22 protein-coding genes are annotated in these 19,835 nt (G+C 62.0%); 15 read left to right on the plus strand and 7 right to left on the minus strand.

The features are described from left to right. Positions 1–94 precede the first annotated feature (94 nt). The 8 genes from AYK65_RS03550 to AYK65_RS03585 all read left to right on the plus strand — a co-directional run bounded on the left by AYK65_RS03550 (position 95) and on the right by AYK65_RS03585 (position 7,557). Positions 95–1,690, plus strand: a complete 1,596-nt coding sequence (locus AYK65_RS03550; protein WP_026613154.1) for an ABC transporter substrate-binding protein — start codon at positions 95–97, stop codon at positions 1,688–1,690. A gap of 111 nt (positions 1,691–1,801) precedes the next feature. Next, the gene (locus tag AYK65_RS03555; protein ID WP_026613153.1) at positions 1,802–2,806 is read left to right on the plus strand and encodes an ABC transporter permease subunit; all 1,005 of its coding nucleotides are present in this window, start codon (positions 1,802–1,804) and stop codon (positions 2,804–2,806) included. Positions 2,807–2,816: 10 nt separating this feature from the next. Beyond that, complete coding sequence (locus AYK65_RS03560) at positions 2,817–3,725, plus strand: ABC transporter permease subunit (protein WP_026613152.1); 909 nt, start codon at positions 2,817–2,819, stop codon at positions 3,723–3,725. 1 nt (position 3,726) lies between these two features. Further along, positions 3,727–4,581 (plus strand): ABC transporter ATP-binding protein, encoded by an 855-nt coding sequence (locus AYK65_RS03565; RefSeq protein ID WP_081157915.1) that lies wholly within the window; start codon positions 3,727–3,729, stop codon positions 4,579–4,581. After that, positions 4,578–5,405, plus strand: a complete 828-nt coding sequence (locus AYK65_RS03570; RefSeq protein ID WP_026613151.1) for an ABC transporter ATP-binding protein — start codon at positions 4,578–4,580, stop codon at positions 5,403–5,405. Before AYK65_RS03565 ends, AYK65_RS03570 begins: the two co-directional genes overlap by 4 nt. Before the next feature lie 197 nt (positions 5,406–5,602). Beyond that, the gene (locus AYK65_RS03575; protein WP_026613150.1) at positions 5,603–5,947 is read left to right on the plus strand and encodes a RidA family protein; all 345 of its coding nucleotides are present in this window, start codon (positions 5,603–5,605) and stop codon (positions 5,945–5,947) included. Positions 5,948–6,151: 204 nt separating this feature from the next. Beyond that, positions 6,152–6,322, plus strand: a complete 171-nt coding sequence (locus tag AYK65_RS31445; protein ID WP_139793117.1) for a hypothetical protein — start codon at positions 6,152–6,154, stop codon at positions 6,320–6,322. A 110-nt stretch (positions 6,323–6,432) separates the two neighbouring features. After that, a complete protein-coding gene (locus tag AYK65_RS03585; RefSeq protein ID WP_081157916.1) occupies positions 6,433–7,557 on the plus strand; it encodes an AI-2E family transporter in 1,125 nt (374 codons plus the stop codon). A gap of 151 nt (positions 7,558–7,708) precedes the next feature. Here AYK65_RS03585 and AYK65_RS03590 read toward each other — a convergent pair whose 3' ends face one another. After that, complete coding sequence (locus AYK65_RS03590) at positions 7,709–8,503, minus strand: response regulator (protein WP_026613147.1); 795 nt, start codon at positions 8,501–8,503, stop codon at positions 7,709–7,711. Positions 8,504–8,685: 182 nt separating this feature from the next. Here AYK65_RS03590 and AYK65_RS03595 point away from each other — a divergent pair, with 182 nt between their 5' ends. Then, the gene (locus AYK65_RS03595) at positions 8,686–8,871 is read left to right on the plus strand and encodes a NepR family anti-sigma factor (protein ID WP_046119760.1); all 186 of its coding nucleotides are present in this window, start codon (positions 8,686–8,688) and stop codon (positions 8,869–8,871) included. A 211-nt stretch (positions 8,872–9,082) separates the two neighbouring features. Here AYK65_RS03595 and AYK65_RS03600 read toward each other — a convergent pair whose 3' ends face one another. Then, complete coding sequence (locus tag AYK65_RS03600; protein WP_026613145.1) at positions 9,083–9,331, minus strand: YMGG-like glycine zipper-containing protein; 249 nt, start codon at positions 9,329–9,331, stop codon at positions 9,083–9,085. Between the two features lie 826 nt (positions 9,332–10,157). Between AYK65_RS03600 and AYK65_RS03610 the strand changes: the two genes are divergently transcribed. The 4 genes from AYK65_RS03610 to AYK65_RS03625 all read left to right on the plus strand — a co-directional run bounded on the left by AYK65_RS03610 (position 10,158) and on the right by AYK65_RS03625 (position 12,701). Beyond that, positions 10,158–10,322: a DUF1328 domain-containing protein gene (locus tag AYK65_RS03610; protein WP_026613143.1), complete on the plus strand. Its 165-nt coding sequence runs from the start codon at positions 10,158–10,160 to the stop codon at positions 10,320–10,322. Positions 10,323–10,504: 182 nt separating this feature from the next. Further along, positions 10,505–11,005 (plus strand): TIGR00645 family protein, encoded by a 501-nt coding sequence (locus tag AYK65_RS03615; protein WP_077068061.1) that lies wholly within the window; start codon positions 10,505–10,507, stop codon positions 11,003–11,005. 37 nt (positions 11,006–11,042) lie between these two features. Next, positions 11,043–12,296 carry an NAD(P)/FAD-dependent oxidoreductase gene (locus AYK65_RS03620; RefSeq protein WP_081157917.1) on the plus strand — a complete coding sequence of 418 codons (1,254 nt, stop codon included), beginning with the start codon at positions 11,043–11,045 and terminating at the stop codon, positions 12,294–12,296. A 156-nt stretch (positions 12,297–12,452) separates the two neighbouring features. Next, positions 12,453–12,701, plus strand: a complete 249-nt coding sequence (locus AYK65_RS03625) for a hypothetical protein (RefSeq protein ID WP_026613140.1) — start codon at positions 12,453–12,455, stop codon at positions 12,699–12,701. A gap of 34 nt (positions 12,702–12,735) precedes the next feature. Here AYK65_RS03625 and AYK65_RS03630 read toward each other — a convergent pair whose 3' ends face one another. Beyond that, a complete protein-coding gene (locus tag AYK65_RS03630; protein ID WP_046119758.1) occupies positions 12,736–13,299 on the minus strand; it encodes an MgtC/SapB family protein in 564 nt (187 codons plus the stop codon). A gap of 199 nt (positions 13,300–13,498) precedes the next feature. Next, the gene (locus AYK65_RS03635) at positions 13,499–13,885 is read right to left on the minus strand and encodes a hypothetical protein (protein WP_026613138.1); all 387 of its coding nucleotides are present in this window, start codon (positions 13,883–13,885) and stop codon (positions 13,499–13,501) included. Between the two features lie 282 nt (positions 13,886–14,167). Between AYK65_RS03635 and AYK65_RS03640 the strand changes: the two genes are divergently transcribed. Together AYK65_RS03640 and AYK65_RS03645 are read left to right on the plus strand one after the other, a co-directional pair. Continuing rightward, positions 14,168–15,310 (plus strand): fumarylacetoacetate hydrolase family protein, encoded by a 1,143-nt coding sequence (locus AYK65_RS03640; protein WP_046119757.1) that lies wholly within the window; start codon positions 14,168–14,170, stop codon positions 15,308–15,310. A 117-nt stretch (positions 15,311–15,427) separates the two neighbouring features. Beyond that, positions 15,428–15,793, plus strand: coding sequence for a hypothetical protein (locus AYK65_RS03645; protein ID WP_373414011.1), 366 nt, complete (start codon positions 15,428–15,430; stop codon positions 15,791–15,793). Between the two features lie 51 nt (positions 15,794–15,844). On the opposite strand, the gene AYK65_RS03650 is transcribed toward AYK65_RS03645, so the two are convergent. From AYK65_RS03650 to AYK65_RS03660, 3 genes are all read right to left on the minus strand, one after another. Further along, positions 15,845–18,061 carry a xanthine dehydrogenase family protein molybdopterin-binding subunit gene (locus AYK65_RS03650; protein WP_081157918.1) on the minus strand — a complete coding sequence of 739 codons (2,217 nt, stop codon included), beginning with the start codon at positions 18,059–18,061 and terminating at the stop codon, positions 15,845–15,847. 3 nt (positions 18,062–18,064) lie between these two features. Continuing rightward, positions 18,065–18,523, minus strand: coding sequence for a (2Fe-2S)-binding protein (locus AYK65_RS03655; RefSeq protein ID WP_046119755.1), 459 nt, complete (start codon positions 18,521–18,523; stop codon positions 18,065–18,067). Between the two features lie 226 nt (positions 18,524–18,749). Then, entirely contained in the window at positions 18,750–19,712 is a 963-nt protein-coding gene (locus AYK65_RS03660; RefSeq protein ID WP_167549651.1) for an AraC family transcriptional regulator, read from the minus strand. Positions 19,713–19,835 lie beyond the last annotated feature (123 nt).

Raw genomic sequence — 19,835 nt, forward strand, 5'->3', positions numbered from 1 at the left:
AAATGTCGTTCCATCCGTTCGTTGTCCGGATGGACAATTTCATGCCGCGTCAGGAAAAATACGAGAACAAAAAACAAATCTGGGAAGCAAGCTCATGAAAAAGCTCACTACGCTCTTCGCAGCGACGGCGCTCGCCACGCTGATGGCCGGCACCGCCTGGTCGAAAACATTCGTCTACTGCTCCGAAGGTTCGCCGGAAGGCTTCGATCCCGGCCTCTACACCGCTGGTACGACGTTCGACGCTGCCGCGCACACAGTCTACAACCGCCTTCTGGAATTCAAGAAGGGCACGACCGAGACCGAGCCTGGGCTCGCCGAAAGCTGGACGATTTCCGACGACGGTCTCGAATACACCTTCAAACTCCGCCCGGGCGTCAAGTTCCAGACGACGGAATTCTTCACGCCGACCCGCGAACTCAACGCCGACGACGTGATCTTCTCGCTCGAGCGTCAGTGGAAGTCCGACCATCCGTGGCATGGCTACGTGACCGGCGGTTCCTGGGAATATTTCGCCGGCATGGGTCTGCCGGACGTTCTCGAGTCGATCGAGAAGGTCGATGACATGACGGTGAAGATCAAGCTGAAGCGCAAGGAAGCGCCGTTCCTTGCCAACCTTGCCATGCCCTTCGCTTCGATCATCTCGAAGGAGTATGCCGATAAGCTGCAGGCCGAAGGCAAGATGAACCAGCTCAACCAGATGCCGCTCGGGACGGGTCCGTTTGCCTTCGTCGGCTACCAGCAGGATGCGGTCATCCGTTACAAGGCCCATCCGGATTATTGGGGCGGAAAGCAGAAGATCGACGATCTGGTATTCGCGATCACCACGGATGCAGCCGTTCGCTTCCAGAAGCTGCAGGCCGGCGAATGCCATCTGATGCCCTACCCGAACGCGGCCGACGTCGAGGCGATGAAAGCCGATCCGAACCTCAAGGTGATGGAACAGGCCGGTCTCAACGTCGCCTATCTCGCCTACAACACGACCCAGCCTCCCTTCGACAAGGTTGAAGTCCGCAAGGCGCTGAACAAGGCGATCAACAAGCAGGCGATCGTCGACGCCGTTTTCCAGGGACAGGCGCAGCCAGCGACAAACCCGATTCCGCCGACGATGTGGTCCTATAACGAGCAGATCGAAGACGACACCTACGAGCCGGAAGTCGCCAAGAAGATGCTCGAGGATGCCGGCGTCAAGGACCTGTCGATGAAGGTCTGGGCGATGCCGGTTGCGCGGCCGTATATGCTGAACGCCCGTCGCGCCGCCGAGCTGATGCAGGCCGACTTCGCCAAGATCGGCGTCAAGGTCGAAATCGTCTCCTACGAATGGGCCGAATACCTCGAGAAGTCGAAGGCCAAGGACCGCGACGGTGCGGTGATCCTCGGCTGGACGGGTGACAATGGTGATCCGGACAACTTCCTCGATACTCTGCTCGGTTGCGACGCTGTCGGCGGCAACAACCGTGCGCAGTGGTGCAACAAGGAATTCGATGACCTGGTCACCAAGGCCAAGGAAGCGACCGACGTTGCAGAGCGCACCAAGCTCTACGAACAGGCACAGGTCGTCTTTAAGCGTGAAGCGCCCTGGGCAACCATCGACCACTCGCTGTCGATCGTCCCGATGCGCAAGAATGTCGAAGGCTTCGTGCAGAGCCCGCTCGGCGACTTTGCTTTCGACGGCGTTGACATTGTAGAGTAATCTTATCGACTGACCCGAAGGGGGCGTTTGCCGTTGGGCGAGCGCCCCTCTTCCTTTTTGCCGGTGCTGCCGCTCAAGCGTAGTCGCGGCCACGAGGCATGAGGTTTGACTATGTTCCGATTTTTCCTGGCGCGCCTGGCCGTGTTGATCCCGACCTTCATCGGGGTCTCCATCATCGCCTTTTCCTTCATCCGCCTGCTTCCTGGCGATCCGGTGGCGCTGCTTTCCGGCGAACGGGTGATGTCGCCGGAGCGGCACGCCGAAATTTCTCACCAGCTGGGTTTCGATCGCCCGATCGTCGTGCAGTATCTTGATTATCTCTGGGGCGTTCTTCAGGGCGATTTCGGGGTATCGATCGTCACCAAGGAGCCGGTGATCGATCAGTTCCTGGAGCTCTTCCCGGCGACGGTCGAGCTTTCGCTCTGCGCCATCCTCTTTGCCGTCATCGTCGGCATCCCCGCCGGCGTCATCGCGGCAATCAAGCGCGGCTCCATCTTCGACCAGATCATCATGGGCACGGCGCTCGTCGGCTTCTCGATGCCGATCTTCTGGTGGGGCCTGCTGCTGATCATCGTCGTTTCCGGCATCTTGCAGTGGACCCCAGTCTCCGGACGCATTTCGCTGATGTTCTTCTTCCCTTCGGTCACCGGCTTCATGCTGATCGATTCGCTGTTGTCGGGACAGGCGGGGGCGTTCCAGTCGGCCCTCAATCACCTCGTTCTGCCGACGATCGTGCTCGGGACCATTCCGCTCGCCGTCATTGCGCGCCAGACGCGCTCTGCGATGCTGGAGGTGCTTTCTGAGGATTATGTCCGAACCGCACGCGCCAAGGGGCTCCCGACTTTCCGCGTGGTCGGCATCCACGCGCTCCGCAATGCAATGATCCCGGTCGTCACCACCATCGGACTGCAGATCGGCGTGATGCTGGCAGGCGCCATCCTGACAGAGACGATCTTCTCCTGGCCGGGCATCGGTAAATGGATGGTCGATTCAGTGTTCCGGCGCGACTATGCCGTCATCCAGGGCGGGCTCTTGATCATCGCCGGCGTCATCATGTTGGTGAACCTGGCCGTGGACCTGCTCTACGGCCTGATCAACCCTCGTATCCGGCATTGAGGAAGGCGATATGACCGAAGTTACCGCAACAAGCCCCATATCGACCGATCCGTCCCGCCGCGCGAGGCTCGCCGAATTCTGGTTCTATTTTTCGGAGAACCGCGGCGCCGTCATTGGTCTCTTCTTCTTCCTGTTCCTGGTCGTTCTCGCCATTTGCGCTCCGCTCGTGGCACCGCATGATCCGACCATCCAGTTCCGCGAGTCGGTGTTGCTGCCGCCCTTCTGGCAGGAAGGCGGTCGCGTCGGGTTCCTTCTCGGAACCGATGCCGTCGGCCGCGACATGCTCTCCCGCCTCATCTATGGGACGCGCTTCTCGCTGTTCGTCGGCGTTATCGTGACCACCTTGTCTCTGACCGGCGGCATCCTCGTCGGGGTGATTGCCGGCTATTTCCGTGGGTGGGTCGACACCGTCATCATGCGGATCATGGACATCATCTTGGCCTTCCCGTCGCTCTTGCTGGCGCTCGTCCTCGTGGCGGTGCTTGGGCCGGGGCTCACCAATGCGATGATCGCGATCGCCCTCGTTTTCCAGCCGCACTTCGTTCGCCTGACGCGAGCGGCCGTAATGACGGAAAAGACGCGCGATTACGTCGTGGCGGCAAAGGTCGCCGGAGCCGGACACCTGAGGCTGATGTTCAAGACCATCCTGCCGAACTGCATGGCGCCACTCATCGTTCAGGCGACGCTGTCCTTTTCGAACGCGATCCTCGATGCCGCGGCGCTCGGCTTCCTCGGCATGGGCGCGCAGCCGCCGACGCCGGAATGGGGGACGATGCTGGCAGAAGCACGCGAATTCATTTTGCGTGCCTGGTGGGTCGTCACGCTCCCCGGTCTCGCTATCCTCGCGACCGTTCTCGCGATCAATCTGATGGGCGATGGCCTGCGTGATGCTCTCGACCCCAAGCTGAAGAGGTCCTGACATGGCGCTTCTCGAAATTGAAAATCTCGTCGTCGAATTCCAGACCGCGACAGGGCCGTTCCGGGCAGTCGACGGCGTCTCGCTCAAGGTCGATGAGGGCGAAGTCCTGGCGATCGTCGGAGAATCGGGATCGGGCAAATCCGTGTCCATGCTCGCCGCGATGGGGCTTCTGCCTTGGACCGCGACGGTGACGGCGGACAAGCTCACCTTCAACGGGCGGGATCTCTTGAAAATGTCCTCGGCCGACCGCCGCAAGATCATCGGCAAGGATATCGCCATGATCTTTCAGGAACCGATCGCAAGCCTCAATCCCTGCTTCACCGTCGGGTTCCAGATAGAGGAAGTGCTGCGCATTCATATGGGCCTCGACCGGGCGGCACGGCGCAAGCGCGCAATCGAGCTTTTCGAGGCCGTTGGCATTCCCGATCCGACCGAGCGCCTCAGCCATTTTCCGCATCAGATGTCGGGCGGACAGTGCCAGCGCGTGATGATCGCCATTGCGCTCGCCTGCAATCCGAAGTTGCTCATTGCGGATGAGCCGACGACCGCGCTCGATGTGACCATCCAGAAGCAGATCCTCGACCTTCTGATGAAACTGCAGCAGGAGTACCGCATGGGCCTGATCATGATCACGCACAACATGGGCGTGGTCGCGGAAACGGCGGATCGCGTCATCGTCCAATACAAGGGTCGCAAGATCGAGGAGGCGGATGTGCTGTCGCTCTTCGAATCGCCGAAGAGCAACTACACGCGCGCGCTTCTCGCAGCCCTCCCTGAGAATGCGACCGGTGACCGCCTGCCGACAATCTCCGAACTTTTCAAGGACCAGCAGATGCTCGAGGGAGCCGCTCGATGACCCACGTTCTCGAAGCCCGCAACCTGGTGCGCGACTACCACATTCCCGGCAACCTGTTCCGCAAGGCGCGCACCGTTCATGCGCTGAAGGGCGTCAGCTTCACGGTCGACGAGGGCAAGACACTCGCGATCGTCGGCGAGAGCGGCTGCGGCAAGTCGACGCTCGGGCGTATCATTACGCTCATCGACCCGGCGACCGCGGGAGAGCTGTTGATCGACGGCCGGAAAGTCGACATCGCTCGCGAGGGGCTGACGCCGGAGATGCGCCGCAAGGTGCAGATCGTCTTCCAGAATCCCTATGGTTCCCTCAATCCGCGCCAGAAGATCGGCGATATCCTCGCCGAGCCGCTCGTCATCAACACCAAAATACCGGCGAGCGAGCGTCGCGATCGGGCGATGACGATGCTGAAGAAGGTGGGCCTGGAGGAGAAGCACTACAACCGCTATCCGCACATGTTCTCCGGCGGTCAGCGCCAGCGCATCGCCATCGCGCGCGCTTTGATGCTGAACCCGAAGCTCCTGGTGCTGGATGAACCCGTTTCGGCGCTCGATCTTTCCGTCCAGGCGCAGGTCCTGAACCTGCTCGCCGACCTTCAGGACGAATTCAAGCTTACCTATGTCTTCATCAGTCACGACCTCTCGGTGGTGCGTTACATCGCCGATGACGTCATGGTGATGTACTACGGTGAGGCCGTCGAATATGGCAGCCGGGACGAGGTGTTTTCCAATCCGCAGCACAGCTACACCAAGACCTTGTTCGCTGCTACGCCGCGGGCGGACGTCGCGAGCATCAAGGCCCGGCTTGCCCGGAAGAATGCCGCGTGAGCGGCTCAGGCTTCTGCTGCCGTCCGGTCTCCGCCAGACGGCAGCGCCGCCCTTCTGCAACCGACATTGACCCTCACCTGCGGCTTATTGGAGTTCTCACCGTAGTCGTGTAGAGCTTCCTCGCCGCCAATGAACTTGGCGCAGCCAGTCGCTATGGCCGGCAAATTCTTGTTCGGCTCAACACCAGGATGACGATTATGGAAATCAAGCGCTTTGAAACCGGCCCGCGGATGAGCCAGGCCGTGGTCTACAACAACACGGTCTACCTGGCCGGCCAGGTGGGCAATGCCGGCGACGACGTCGTCACCCAGACGAAGCAGGCGCTGGCGGAGGTCGATCGGCTGCTCGCGCTCGCCGGCACCGACAAGACGCGCATCCTCTCCGCGACGATCTGGCTTGCCGATATGGCGGACTTCGCCAAGATGAACTCCGTGTGGGACGCCTGGGTGCCCCAAGGGCACACGCCCGCCCGTGCGACCGGCGAAGCAAAGCTCGCAACACCGGAATATCTCGTCGAAGTCATCGTGACGGCCGCCGTCTAGATCGCGATGATCGGGCCGAATCGGCCCACCTCCTCATCTCGCTCTGAGCCGTCGCGTTCGAGCCTCTGACGCAAGAAGACCGAGCCTTCTCGTTCACGCCGCCGGCCGAAAATGCCGGCGGCGTTCTGCTTTCGCCTGAGATCGGTGGTGCAGGAACGATTCTCCCCGATAGAGCGTTTATCGGTCGCACTTGGAGGATGAAACATGCTCTACTGGCTGCCGCGGCTTTGCGTCTTGGTGCTTGCTGCGGTGGTGGTCGGTCTGGGCCTTTTCCCGCAGACGACGGAAGGCGTGGCATTCACATTGCTGATGATCCTTGTGGGGTTGGGATTGCTTTCCGTCACGCTCCACATATTCCCGCCCGAGAAACATTGAGCAGGGGGCGCGACGCGGCCCACCGATGCGCGGCGCGTCCCGCGTCCGTGTCGCGTCCGAGGCGGACGCCATGCGAAATGCGGAAGGGACCACCCGAAAGGTAGGTGCCGATGGACATAGCGAGGCGAACAACGGTTGACCGCCGACGCAAGCGCGAGGCGGAGAGGGAAATTGCCCTGGCGGAGGCATCGAAACCGCGCAAACGCGCTGGCGTTGACCCGCTGCTTACCTGGAGCATCGTCGGCCTCTTTGTCTTAGCCTTATCGGCAGCCGTCTACGCAATGGAAGCGATCCTGATGCCGATCGCCTTTGCGGTCATCATCGGTATCGTTCTCGGCAGGGCAGCCGACGAATTGGAGCGGTTCGGTCTTCCCCCCATATTCGGCGGTCTGTTGCTAGCCTTCTTCTTCGTGGTAGGTCTTTTGTCCCTGACAAATGCTCTGCTCGGCCCAGTGACGGACGTCGCACGCGAGGCGCCGCGGCTCGCCGAAGGTCTTATGGAGCGGATACTGCCATATCTGAAGCGTTTTGAATGGCTGGACATAGCGCTTGCTCGCGGCAACGGTGAGGAAGCGCTTGCCGACGCCATCGTCAAGAATGCGGGGCCGCTGCTTGGGGCGGTAGCGGCAAGCCTCACGCCGGCCCTGGTCCAGACATTGATCTTCCTTGCTGCGCTTGTCCTGTTTCTGCTTGGCCGTGTCCAGTTGCGCAGCACTATCATTCTTGCCTTTGCCAGCCGCGACGGTCGCTTGAGCGCGATCCGGATCATGAACGCGCTAGAAGACGCGCTTGCGCGCTATTTCTCGACGGCTAGCCTCATCTACCTGGCGCTCGGCGCGTTGACCATGGTGATCGCGCTGATCGGAGGGCTGGCGGTGCCGCCGCTTTGGGGCCTCTTCGCTTTTGTTTCGAGTTTCATTCCCTATCTCGGCGTCACCTTCATGACTCTGTCATTGCTCGTTGCCGGATTGATGACGCACGACGCGCTGCTCTTTGCGCTCGCGCCGGCTGTCGCTTTCTTCTTCGTTCATCTCGCCATGGAAAACCTGCTGGTGCCGGCGGTCCTTGGCCACCGCTTCGCCATCAATCCATTTCTGGTTTTCGTCGCGATCATATTCTGGACGTGGATGTGGGGTGCCGTCGGGGCGATACTCGCTTTTCCCCTTTCGCTGATCGCAATGACCATTTTTGAGCAGGTAGTCGAGGCCCCAGCGGAACGGCAGTTGCCCGGCTGACGCCGGAAAGCGCAAACCATGGCTACAGCGCGTGCGTCTTTTCGGACGCACAAAGGACGCTGTAGCACTTTGAATTGCTGCATGTTTTCGTCCTTAAATCGTTACGATTTAAGGACACATGCAGTAGGGCGCGATAAGGAAGGGGGCCTTATCAGCCCCCCGCGTGCGCCTGTTCGTCAAAGAAGAGAGCCTGGCTGATCAGCGCTTTCACCGTTTCCGGGTTGAAGGGCTTGGTCACCAGGAAGGCGGGTTCCGGCTTCTTGCCGGTCAGGAGCCGTTCCGGAAAAGCGGTGATGAAGATGACCGGAACGGCAGCCTGCGTGAGGATGTCGTTGACGGCGTCGATGCCGGAACTGCCGTCGGCAAGTTGGATGTCGGCGAGAACCATCTTCGGCGACGTTGCGCGGTAGAGATCGAGCGCTTCGGCGCGCGTGCGCGCAATCCCGGTCACCCGGTGCCCGAGGCTCCTCACCATATCCTCGATGTCCATCGCGATCAGCGGTTCGTCCTCGATGATCAACACGTCGGTTGCCACTTGGCGCGAAATCTCCTCCGAGGCGCTGGCGAGCAGTTTGGAGAAGGCGCCTTGATCGAGCCCCATGATTTCGGCGGCTTCGCCGGTCGAGAACCCCTCGAGCGCGACGAGCAGAAATGCCTGCCGTCGCGGCGGCGCCATGATCGCCAGGTTGGCCGCAGCCCTCTGCTCCCAAGCAAACGGCGATGTGAACTGGGACAAGTCCACCTTCAGCTTACCGAAAAGGGAACAGAAAAGCTTGTAAAGGGCGATGCGATCGCTGGAGGCGGCCGGAAAGAGCCCGATGTCGTCGATCAGCGCTTCCAGCACCGCCGCGACATAGGCATCGCCGGCCGCCTGCGAGCCGGTCACGGAGCGGGCATAGCGGCGCAGATAGGGCAGGTGGGGCGCAATCCTCGTGGAAAGTGACATTTAGGCCTTCCTAAACTATTGTGCGTATCGTCTCGTGCTGCTGAAGATGCATGCAGCAGGATACGTCAAAGTTTTGAGCACGTCTTTTGGATTATGGAAATCCTCGAGTATCGGATGACGGAAAATGGATTGAGAGCGGCCGGGAGCGCGGGTGTCGGGTCTCCGCCGCACGGAAGCGGAAAATGAATGAAACCTCCAGTGGACGCAGAGCGCGAGGCGCATCCGCCGGCCGCGCCGAAAAAACAAATCCCCACACGCAAATTGCTTCGAAATTGAAGGCGCTTTATCAGGCGGTGGAGAGCGAGCCTGTGCCGCAGCATTTTATCGACCTCCTGCAGCGCCTCGATGAGGCCGAGAAGCGACGATAGCGCGGCTGAAATGCCGCCACTTGGCGCCGATATCCGCTGCCTTTCCTGCAAATGCATGGGCGTAGATCGTCGGGGGGGTGTGAAGGCAGCACGCACCCCGGACAGGAGCGACAGTGATCGCGAACGCGCCGAGATCAGCTCCCCTCCGGAGTCCGTGACCCGAGCTACCGTAACCGGGTCGATGCCGCTTCCGCGTTAGCCACGCCCGCAATCAGCACCGGGCGGTGTAGCGGCGGCCGTAGCGGTCGCGGTAGACGCAGTAGCCAGGCTCGCTCGCACGGCCGATGAGAGCGCCGGCAACGCCGCCGACGGCAGCGCCGACCGCAGCTCCCCTGACGTCGTTCGAAATGGCCCCGCCGATTATACCGCCGGAAGCGGCGCCGATTGCTGCGCCCCTTTCCGTTTGTGTGCAGGCGGCCAGGGGAAGGATCAGGCTTGCGACGAGAAGTATCTTCTTCATGATGCGTTCCTATCCGAACTTGGTTACCGAACTGCTGGAGACGCCGAACAGTGCCGCCCGGCCACCGGGACTTGCGACCGACCGGAATGACGACGATGGGGTGGAATCGCGGGTAAGCGCAGAGCTCGTGCCTCCGAGACGGGCGTCATCCCGCTGCGTTCCCGCCATTGCCGAGATGATTGTAGCAGGCGCCGCGAAGGTTGGCATTCCTATCTCCCACGGATGCCGCCGCCGCGGCGCTCGTCATTGTCGCCAAAACGCCCACTGGCGCCTTTTGTTCCGCGCCATAGGACCGTCGCGCGCATCGTTCTTGCCTCCCTCCGGTCACCGGTGCTCAACGCTTGATCGCCGGCCTCGTAGCGTGGGTCCACATCATGATCGAAGTCGCCGCCGCTTTCGACCGGCAGGCGCCATTCAATTTTGCATCTTGCGTTCGGTTTGCTCCAGGCGCTCCAGGAGAGCCTGAAGGCGCATATTGTGTTTTTCCTCGGTATGCCGCTGGAGGTCCCGCATCGTTCTGCCGATATGCAGGTTCTGGTTCGACCGATCCGCCCTGTGTCGGGGGATATCGTTCACCGTTTTCCATATATGTCGCGACGGAATCTTCATTTCCTCCCGACAACGCCGGGGCCTGTCGAAGGTTCCTGTCTGACCTGCTCATGAGCTGCTGTTCCCGCCGATTTCCAGTTTTCTTGGTTAATCAATGGTTTCGGAGCTGGCGCAAACATCCCAGAGATGTCCGCCACGATTCGCCAGCGGCCCGGTTCCGGAACAAGGCCGACCGCCACGCGTTTCCGATTCGGTAACTGAGGCAAGGAGATAGCAGATGCTTTACTATGCTCTCGTGTTTCTGGTCATTGCAATCATAGCCGGTATCCTCGGTTTCGGCGGCATCGCCGGTGCGTCGGCTGGGATTGCGCAGGTCCTGTTCTTCCTGTTTCTCGTCCTTCTGGTGATTTCGCTCGTGGCGGGTCTAATCCGCCGGACCTGAGGCCACAGGGCCTCCCCGGTGGTCTCGCCGAAGTAGGCTTAACGAATTCACGCGGTTGAAGGGGTGAGCACGGAGCTCACCCCTTTCGGTTGGGGCGACATCCTGTTCCCTTGCTCTGGCGGGTCCGCTTGGCTATTCATGCGGATACCCCCGCCTTTCTATGTTAGGAACAGCCGTATCCCATGAAATCCCTGGAACTTATCGTCGAGCGTATCATCCTCTCGAGCCGATGGCTTCTGGTCATCTTCTATCTCGGATTGGTCGCAGCACTTGCGCTTTATGGTGTTTCCTTCCTATTCAAGTTCCTGAAGGTTGCCGGGCTTGTCTTCGTCTACGACGACGCGGAGATGATCTTGGCGATGCTCGGGCTCATCGATGCGGCACTGGTGGCGAGCCTAATCGTGATGGTGATGATCTCCGGCTATGAGAACTTCGTCAGCCGCTTCGATGAAGGTGAGGGCGAGGTTTCTTTCCTCGGCAAGCTCGACGCCGGCAGCCTGAAGATCAAGGTTGCCTCCTCCATCGTCGCGATCTCGTCGATCCACCTCCTGCAGATCTTCCTGAACGCCCAGCAATACACGGGCGAGAAATTGATGTGGGCGACGATCATGCATCTTGCCTTCGTCGTCTCGGCTCTGCTCCTGGGATCGCTCGAGCAGATCATGAGCAAGCTGAAGAAATGATCGGCGACCGGTTGATCGAGCAAATGGGGGATCGCATATGAAGACGGACGTAGTGGTTCTCGGCGCCGGCATTGTCGGCATTTCCTCGGCCATCCACCTGGCGCGGCGCGGAAAATCGGTCGTCCTTCTCGACCGTCGCGGCCCGGGGGAGGAGACATCCTACGGCAATGCCGGCCTCATTCAGCGCGAAGGTGTTTTCCCTTATGGCTTCCCGCATGATTTCGGGGCGCTTTTTCGCTACGCGCTGAACAATACGATCGACGCCAGCTATCACTTCCGTGCGCTACCGGGACTGGTACCGTTCCTGGTGCGCTACTGGTGGCATTCCGGATTCACCCAGCACCAGCGGATCGCGCATCTCTACGCCCCCCTCATCGAGCACTCGATTGCCGAACACAGGGATCTGATCGAGGCTTCGGGCACCGGTGACCTCATTCGCAAGGAAGGCTGGATGAAGGTTTTCCGTACGGAGAAGGAGCGCGATGCGGCCTACAAGGATGCCGAACGGCTCTCCGCCGGGTTCGGCGTCAACCACCAGAAGCTTTCGACGAGCGAACTCAAGACGATCGAGCCGTCGATCCAAGTGGAGCTCGCCGGCGGTCTGCGCTGGACCGATCCTTGGTCGATCCGCGACCCGCACAGCCTGAACAAGGCTTATCTCTCCTATTTCCAATCGCTCGGCGGGCGGCTCGTTTCCGGCGATGCGGCCACCCTCGAACACATTCTCGAGGGGGCCGGCTGGCGCGTGGCGACACCGGAGGGTCCGCTGGAGACCAGGGAGGTCGTCGTCGCCCTCGGCCCCTGGGCCGACACGGTGACGCGCAAGCTCGGCTATCATTTTCCGCTAGCGGTCAAGCGCGGCTATCACATGCATTATGGCACCAAGGACGGCGCGCAGCTCAACAACTGGGTGCTCGATGCCGAGATGGGCTATTTCCTGGCGCCGATGCTGCGCGGCATCCGCCTGACGACAGGCGCCGAATTCGCGCTGCGCGACGCGCCGAAAACGCCGGTGCAACTGACCCGGGCGGAGCGGGTCGCGCGCGAATTCTTCCCGCTTGCCGAGCGGCGAGACGAGGAGCCGTGGATGGGGGCACGCCCCTGCACGCCGGATATGATGCCGATCATCGGCAAGGCGCCGCGGCACGAGGGCCTTTGGTTCGCCTTCGGCCACGCGCATCACGGCATGACCCTCGGCCCGGTCACCGGCCGCGCGCTCGCGGAGTCGATGACCGGCGAGAAGACGGTGATCGACATCGCCCCCTATCGGCCGGAGCGTTTCCTCGCCTGAGGAGGGCGGGATTCGATCGACGCGGAACGGCGGCGTCGCCGCCTTTTTTTGTCTCGGGTCGGGAACCAAACGGGAGGTCGAGTGTTTCTCCCGCGGCTGAAGTCGACTTTCGGCGCGCTCGGGGTTTGCCCAGGCGAGGGAGGAGTTCCACACACGATGAGCAAGCAGACGGTAGAGTTTGCCGGCGAGGCTGTCGGCGCGCTGGTCCCCGACAATGGTCAACTGCGTTTTGTGGCCGTCAAATACAGCGTCTGGTCACTGGATGGACGGGTGTTCGCCACGCCCGACGAGGCTCGCAAGGCGATAGCCGCGCTCCATGTGCTGCAGCGACGGGCGCCGGTATTCAGGGCAGGCGGTCTCCCGTCCGCCGGTCCGGAGACCGCGGCCGCTTCGGAACTGTCGTAACCCGCCCGGACCTGCGCGGTCCGCATTCGATCCGCTATCGTCGCTCCGAAGCCGCTTCGCTCCGCGCTGCGGCGTCTTTATCCCGCTGCTCGGCGGCGCTGTCCTGGAAGGACTCTTCCGGCTCCTTCCAATGCAGCGCGACCTCGAGCTTTCCGAGAACAAAAAGCACCACAAGGCTGGCCAAAGCGGCGAAGATGGCGATCAGCCATAAGCCGAAACCGATCGACAGCCCGGCTGCACCGGCGAGCCACATGCCGGCGCCGGTCGTCAGACCTTTTACCTCGCCCTTGGAAAAGACGATCATGCCGGCCGCGAGAAAGGCCACCCCCGCGGTGACCGCCTCCACGACGCGGATCGGATCGATGCGTACCTCGGGACCGGAAAGGCCCGTCTGATGCACGCTTTCGACGGCGATCACTGCGAGGATCGCTGAAGCGAGGCTGACGAGAATATGGGTCCTGAGACCCGCGGGGCGTTGCCGCTTCTCCCGCTCGATGCCGATGAGCCCGCCGAGCAGGATGGCGCCGCAGAGACGCGCGAAGATCACCGGATAGGGTGTATGCGTGGTAACGAGGATGTCGGAAACGATCTGATCCATGCCGGCGAACTCGGATGCTCCGACCCCTGCTGCATGTTCCTTAGATCGGCACCGATTTAAGGATGAAAACACGCAGCGGTTCAACGTGCTACAGCGACGTTTGTGCGACTGAAAAGATGCACGGCGCTGTAGCGCTCACGCAAGAGCGGGATGGCGAGTGCATACGTCGTCCCGCTCGGAAGAGAGCCTCCCTTCAGGGCTATTGCGCTGGAGTGCTCTGCGGCTGTGTCGGCGTGGTCGGAGTCGGAGCCGGAGCCGGCGTCTGCGGCTGCGTCTCAGGGGCGGCGGGCGTCGCCGCCTCGCCGGCCGGCGGCGTCGTCTGGTCGCCCGGTGCCGATTGGCCGGTGGGTGCGGTCGTCGTCGATTGACCAGGCGCGGCCGGTTCGTTCTCCGCATCCCTCGTCAACTCTGCAGGCAGCCACGCGATAAGCGCGAGCACAAGGCCCGCGAGGAGAATGATAAGCAATGGCCAGCTGCTGCGGCGCGATCTGGTTTCCACTTCGGGGGCCCGCGGGGTCGGTTGGCCTGTCGCAGGATCGAGCGGCGGTTTGTCCTTGATTTCTTCGTGCTGATTCATCGCACACATCCTTTCTGGGCCTTCGTCCCCGCCAGCAATCTTCGCGCGTGGATCCCTAAATCAGCAAGGACTTAAGGAGGGACTTCCGTGCCATCGCAAGTATAGTTGCGACATCGCTGCGGCCGGAAGGCCGCACGATGAAATATTAAACGCCGGAGAACTTGCAAGGTTCCGTTGCATTGGATGCCCGGCGCGCAACTTCTCGCTCGAAGGTGCTTTACAGGAAGGCACTTCAACTGCAAAAAGCGGTTGTCGTTTCGACGGAAAACTGCGCGCAGGGGAGGAGACGTGATGACTGATAGCTTTGGGACCGGAACTTTCGTCGGGCGCGTCTGGCGGCCGGATGTCGAAGGACCGAGCCTCGTGACCGTCCGGCAGGGGCAGTTGGTCGACATCACCGCGAAGGGAACGCCGACAATGCGCGACCTTCTCGAACTCGAAGACCCCGCAGCCTACGCCCGCTCGGCCCCCGGCGAGATTCTCGCCCCTGTTAGCGCCGTAATGGCGGCGGCGGAGCCGAGGGCGAGGAGCGAGGTCCACCTGCTCGCCCCTTGCGATCTCCAGGCGATCAAGGCTTGCGGCGTCACCTTCGCCCGTTCGATGACCGAACGCGTCATCGAGGAGCGCGCTGCCGGAGACGCCACGCGTGCCGAAGGCATTCGCGAACGGCTGACGGCGATCATCGGAGACAGCCTCAGGAACTTGAAGGCCGGCTCGTCCGAGGCAGCACGCGTCAAGGCGGCGCTGATCGAGGAGGGTGTCTGGTCGCAATATCTCGAAGTCGGCATCGGTCCCGACGCCGAGGTCTTCACCAAGGCGCAGCCGCTTTCCTCCGTCGGCTGGGGCGCCGCCGTCGGTCTGCATCCGATTTCGCGCTGGAACAATCCGGAGCCGGAAATCGTCCTGGCGGTCGCTTCCGACGGTCGCGTCAAGGGTGCGACACTCGGCAACGACGTCAACCTGCGAGACGTCGAAGGCCGCTCGGCTCTGCTCCTAGGCAAAGCCAAGGACAACAATGCTTCCTGCTCGATCGGCCCGTTCATCCGCCTCTTTGACGAGACCTATTCGATCGACGACGTGCGTGAAGCCGATCTCGATCTCCTAATCGAGGGGCCGGACGGCTTCCGGCTTGAAGGCGCGAGCACCATGCGCGAGATCAGCCGCGACCCGCTCGACCTCGTCAGCCAGACGATCGGTCGGCATCACCAATATCCGGATGGTCTGATGCTCTTCATGGGTACGCTCTTCGCTCCCGTCGAGGATCGCGGCGAACCGGGGCAGGGCTTCACGCACAAAGTCGATGACCTAGTGACGATCTCGAGCCCAGCGCTCGGAAGCCTCGTCAACAGAGTGCAGCTTTCGACCGACTGCCCGCCCTGGACCTTCGGCACGGCCACCCTGATGCGCAATTTGGCCAAACGCGGCCTGATCTGACCACGTTCCAACAAACGCATGCGCGCGCTGGTCTGTTTGGCAGGCGAGTTCTTCCGCGTCACGTCGGGAATATGCTAGTTTCGCCGCTCGATCTGGAGATGGGTTGTGGGCATGTATATGGTTGCAAAACTGGCTTTCGCCGGCACGCTTCTCGTCGTCTTGACGACGGGTCAGCTTCGTGCGGAGCCATTGAACACGGTCGACGATCTCGGGGCGGCGCTTGGCAAATGCTGGACACCGCCGGCCGGCTACGAGGATTCCTTCGTCACGCTGAGATTCGCCTTCCGCGGCAACGGCACGCTGATGGGCCCGCCTCAACCGACCGCGAGCCGCGTCTCCGGGGACGGGGAGCAGCGCAAGGCATTCGTCGCAGCCGCGATTGCAGCCGTGCAGAACTGCACGCCGTTGGAATTCTCTAAGGAACTTGCCGAAGAAGTCGCGGGCACGGTGTTCACGCTGCAGTTCTATTCAAGCCCCAGATAGACGGGGCGCAGGCGGCAGGTCCGGCCGGGCCGCGCGGCCGGACCTGAGAGATTACGCGTTGAGCGATCTTGCGAACGGCAAGACGCGGATCCGCTTGCCGAGCGCTCTGTAGGCCGCGTTCGCGACTGCAGGGCCGATCGGTGGAACACCGGGCTCGCCGATGCCCGAGGGCGGATTGGCGGAGGCGATGATGTGCACCTCCACCTTTGGCATCGCATCGATCCTCAGTGGGGTATAGGTGTCGAAGTTGCCTTGGTCGACCTTGCCGTCGGTGAGCGTGATTTCCTCGCCCAGGATGGCGCTGAGCCCGAAACCTATGCCGCCTTCCACCTGGGCGCGGACCTGGTCCGGATTGATCGCCAGGCCGCAATCGACTGCCGCGACGACCCGCTCGACCTTGATCCCGCCATTCCCGTCGGCCGAAACCTCCGCAATCTGAGCCACGACCGAGCCGAAGCTTTCGGCGACGGCAACACCGCGGAAGCGGCCTTGAGGTAGCGGCTTCTCCCATTCTGCCTTTTCCGCCGCGAGCCTCAGGACGATCGCGTGGCGCGATTCCGGTTCGAGCATCGAAAGACGGAACTCGACCGGGTCGCGTCCCGCTGCCTCTGCCACCTCATCGAGAAAGGTTTCGGCGGCGAAGGCGGTATGGGTCGAGCCGACCGAGCGCCACCATAGAACCGGAACGCCGGCGTCCGTCGTCGTCAGGCCGACCGTCTGGTTTGGAATGGCATAAGGCAGGTTGTTCGCCCCTTCGACGGAGGTCGGGTCGACCCCATTCTGGACCATTCCTTCGAACGCGGTCTTCGCCATGATGGACTGGCCGACGATGTGATTATGCCAGGCTACGAGCCTGCCGCCCTCGTCGAGACCGGCCTTGAGGCTGTGCACATAGGCAGGGCGGTAGCGGCCCGCCTGCATGTCGTTTTCCCTCGTCCATTGGACTTTCACGGGCGCGCGGAAACCGATGGCCTTGGCGACATACACGGCCTCGACGACGACATCGCCGTCGAATACGGCCCGCCGGCCAAAGCTGCCGCCGGTCTTCATGACGTGCAGACGCACCTTTTCAGCGGGCACTCCGGCAATCTCGCCTGCGAGCCTCTGGTACACGTCGGGAAACTGATGCCCGCCCCAGATCTCGAGCGTGCCGTCATTGTCCATACGGGCGACCGCGTTCAAGGGTTCCATTGCCGCATGCGCGAGATAGGGAAACTCGAAGCTTGCCTCAAGGACCTTCGCGGCCTTGGCGAATTGAGCTTCAGCGTCGCCGTCGTTTCGCGCAATCGCCACCGGCGTCTTCTTGGCGAGGTCGCGATACGCAGACATCAGCCCAGCCGTTCCGCGCTTTTCCGCTGCGGTCTCGTCCCACTCGACAGTGACCGCCTCGCGCCCCTTGAGCGCTGCCCACATGTTGTCGCCGACGACGGCAATGCCGCGCGGTGTTTCGACGACGTCAATCACGCCCTTGACGGCGCGTGCGGCCGAAGCAGCAAAGGACTTCGCCTTCGCGCCGAAGAGAGGCGGATGGATCATCACCGCCGTCAGCATGCCTGGAAGCTTGACGTCGATCGTGTATTGCTCCGTTCCGTTAGCCTTGCGGGCGCTGTCGAAACGCTTCAGTCCTGCATTGCCGATGAGTTTCCAGTCACTCGGCTGCTTGAGCTTCACGTCGGTCGGCACCGCTATGCTCGCCGCCTTGGCGGCAAATTCCCCGAAGCCGCCGCTCTTGCCGGAGGGATGGCTAAGCACGCCGTTCTCGACGGTGATCTCCGTCGCGTCGACACCCCACTCGGCGGCCGCGGCGGCGACCAGCATCGCGCGGGCGGCAGCGCCCGCCTTGCGATAGCGCTCCCACGAGGACACCATGGAGGTCGAACCTCCGGTTGCCTGAAGTGTCCCGCCGAAGGCGATGTTGCCGTAGGCCGGTATGTTGCCCGCGGCCCCCTTGACCTCGATGGTCGACCAATCGGCATCCAGTTCCTCCGCCACCAGCGTGGCGATGCCGTTATAGGAGCCCTGGCCCATCTCGAACTGCGACGAGAGGACGGTCACCTTTCCCTCGCCATCGATCGTTACATAGGGGGAGAAAGCGTGGGGACGGCTCTCTTCGGCGGTCTCGCTCGCGGCTGCTGGCGAGGCAGAGAGGAGGCGAAAGCCGACCGCGATGCCGGTCCCGGCAGCAAGCGCCCCGAGCAGGAACTGCCGACGCGAGGCCTCGACGCGGGCTGCGGGGAGGGCGATCGTTTGCATTAGTTTGGGGAGCATGACTTACGCCTCCAGACGCTTTGCGGCTTCGTGAATGCCGGCACGAATTCGATGGTAGGTGGCGCAACGACAGAGATTGCCCGACATCGCCGAGTCTATGTCCGCATCGCTGGGCTTGGGATTGTTCGTAAGCAGATCGGTTGCCGACATGATCTGGCCCGACTGGCAGTAGCCGCATTGCGGCACGTCGAGATCGGCCCAGACGGCCTGGACCGTTTCCGCGACCTTGCTCTGGAGGCCCTCGATGGTGGTCACCTGCGAGCCTTCGATGTCGCCGATGAAGGTCTGGCAGGACCGGACGGGCGAACCGTCGACATAGACCGTGCAGGCGCCGCATTGCGCCATGCCGCAGCCGAATTTCGTACCCGTCAATCCGACGAGATCGCGGATCACCCAGAGAAGCGGCATATCCGCCTCGGCGTCGACCGAGTGTTCAACGCCGTTGATCGTAACCGTTACCATGCTGCTTTCCTCGCGTTGTGGCGAGTGGCAGCGGGATGCGCCGACAAGGCCGTCCACGCCCACGTTCGCCAGATTGCGGGCAGCAGCTTAAGCGGCGATGCCATGTCCTTGGTAGGTACAATCCTCTCGGATTATTGCCTATTCCTGTCGATCTAACGCAATCGTGATCATCGGGCAAAGCGCCACGGTTCGCCCGGCAAACCGGTGTGTCCTGGCGGCGGCAGCGCTAACCGATGGAGTCGCGCCTGTTCGAATCGTCGGAGTTCAGGATCGCCTTGATGTCACGCAGCGGGGGATGGCCGAAGGCACGTCGATATTCCCGGCTGAACTGGGTCGGGCTCTCATAGCCGACGCGCATGGCGGCCGTTGCCGCGTCGAGCGACTGAGAAAGCATGAGTTCGCGCGCGTGATGCAGTCTCAAATGCTTCTGGAACTGCAACGGGCTCATGGCGGTCATGGCGCGGAAATGATGATGTAGGGTGGAGACTCCCATATTCGCGATCTCCGCCAATTCCTCGACGCGCAGCGGCCGCGCGTAATTTTCCTTGAGCCAGGCGATCGCCTTTGCCACGCGGTTGCTGTTGGTGCCGGCAAGCGCGAAGCGCCGCAATTGCGGACCTTGCTCGCTGGTCAGCAGCCGATAGAGGATCTCATTTTCGATGTGACCGGCCAGAAACGGGATGTGTTCGGGCGCGTTCGCAAGTGAAATCAATCGCAACAGAGCATCGAACAGTTCCGGCGTGCCGGCGCCGATAGCGACACCGAGCCCACGATCGGGCGCGTCGGTAGAGTGTATGTCATGGTCGGCGATGATCCGCCGCAGCTTCTCGAGATCCAGACGCAGAGCGGCGGCCACGTAGGGTTCGCGCTCGCTTGCCTCGCACACATGGCCGGTCATCGGCAGGCCGACGGCGCTCAGGAAAAAGCAGGATTCATCGTAGACAAGCGTTTTCTGGCCGACATGGACACGCTTGCTGCCCTTGACGATCATCGAGACGATCGGCTCGGAGACACTGGTGAAAGGCCCCGCCGGCGCGACGATGCGATAGAGCGATAGACCCGGTATCGCATGATTGTAACGGACGCCGTCCCAAGGCAGTTGCGCCAGTCGGTCCAGAATGCGCGCGCGAATGGGCGCGGTTTCCTCGCGCAGGCGCTGATGCTCGATCCTGGTGTTGCTCATCTCCATCGCTTCGTCCTTCCCCAACACCGTCGTCAATCCAATTCTTATCACATTATTTTGATGTCGAGAGGATTAGGCAATTCTTTCTCGGCGGAGCGGTCGGCTATTCGGCCGCCTTCCGCCGGGGCA

It is taken from the genome of Ensifer aridi, assembly GCF_002078505.1.
GTDB classification, from domain to species: Bacteria; Pseudomonadota; Alphaproteobacteria; order Rhizobiales; family Rhizobiaceae; genus Sinorhizobium; species Sinorhizobium aridi.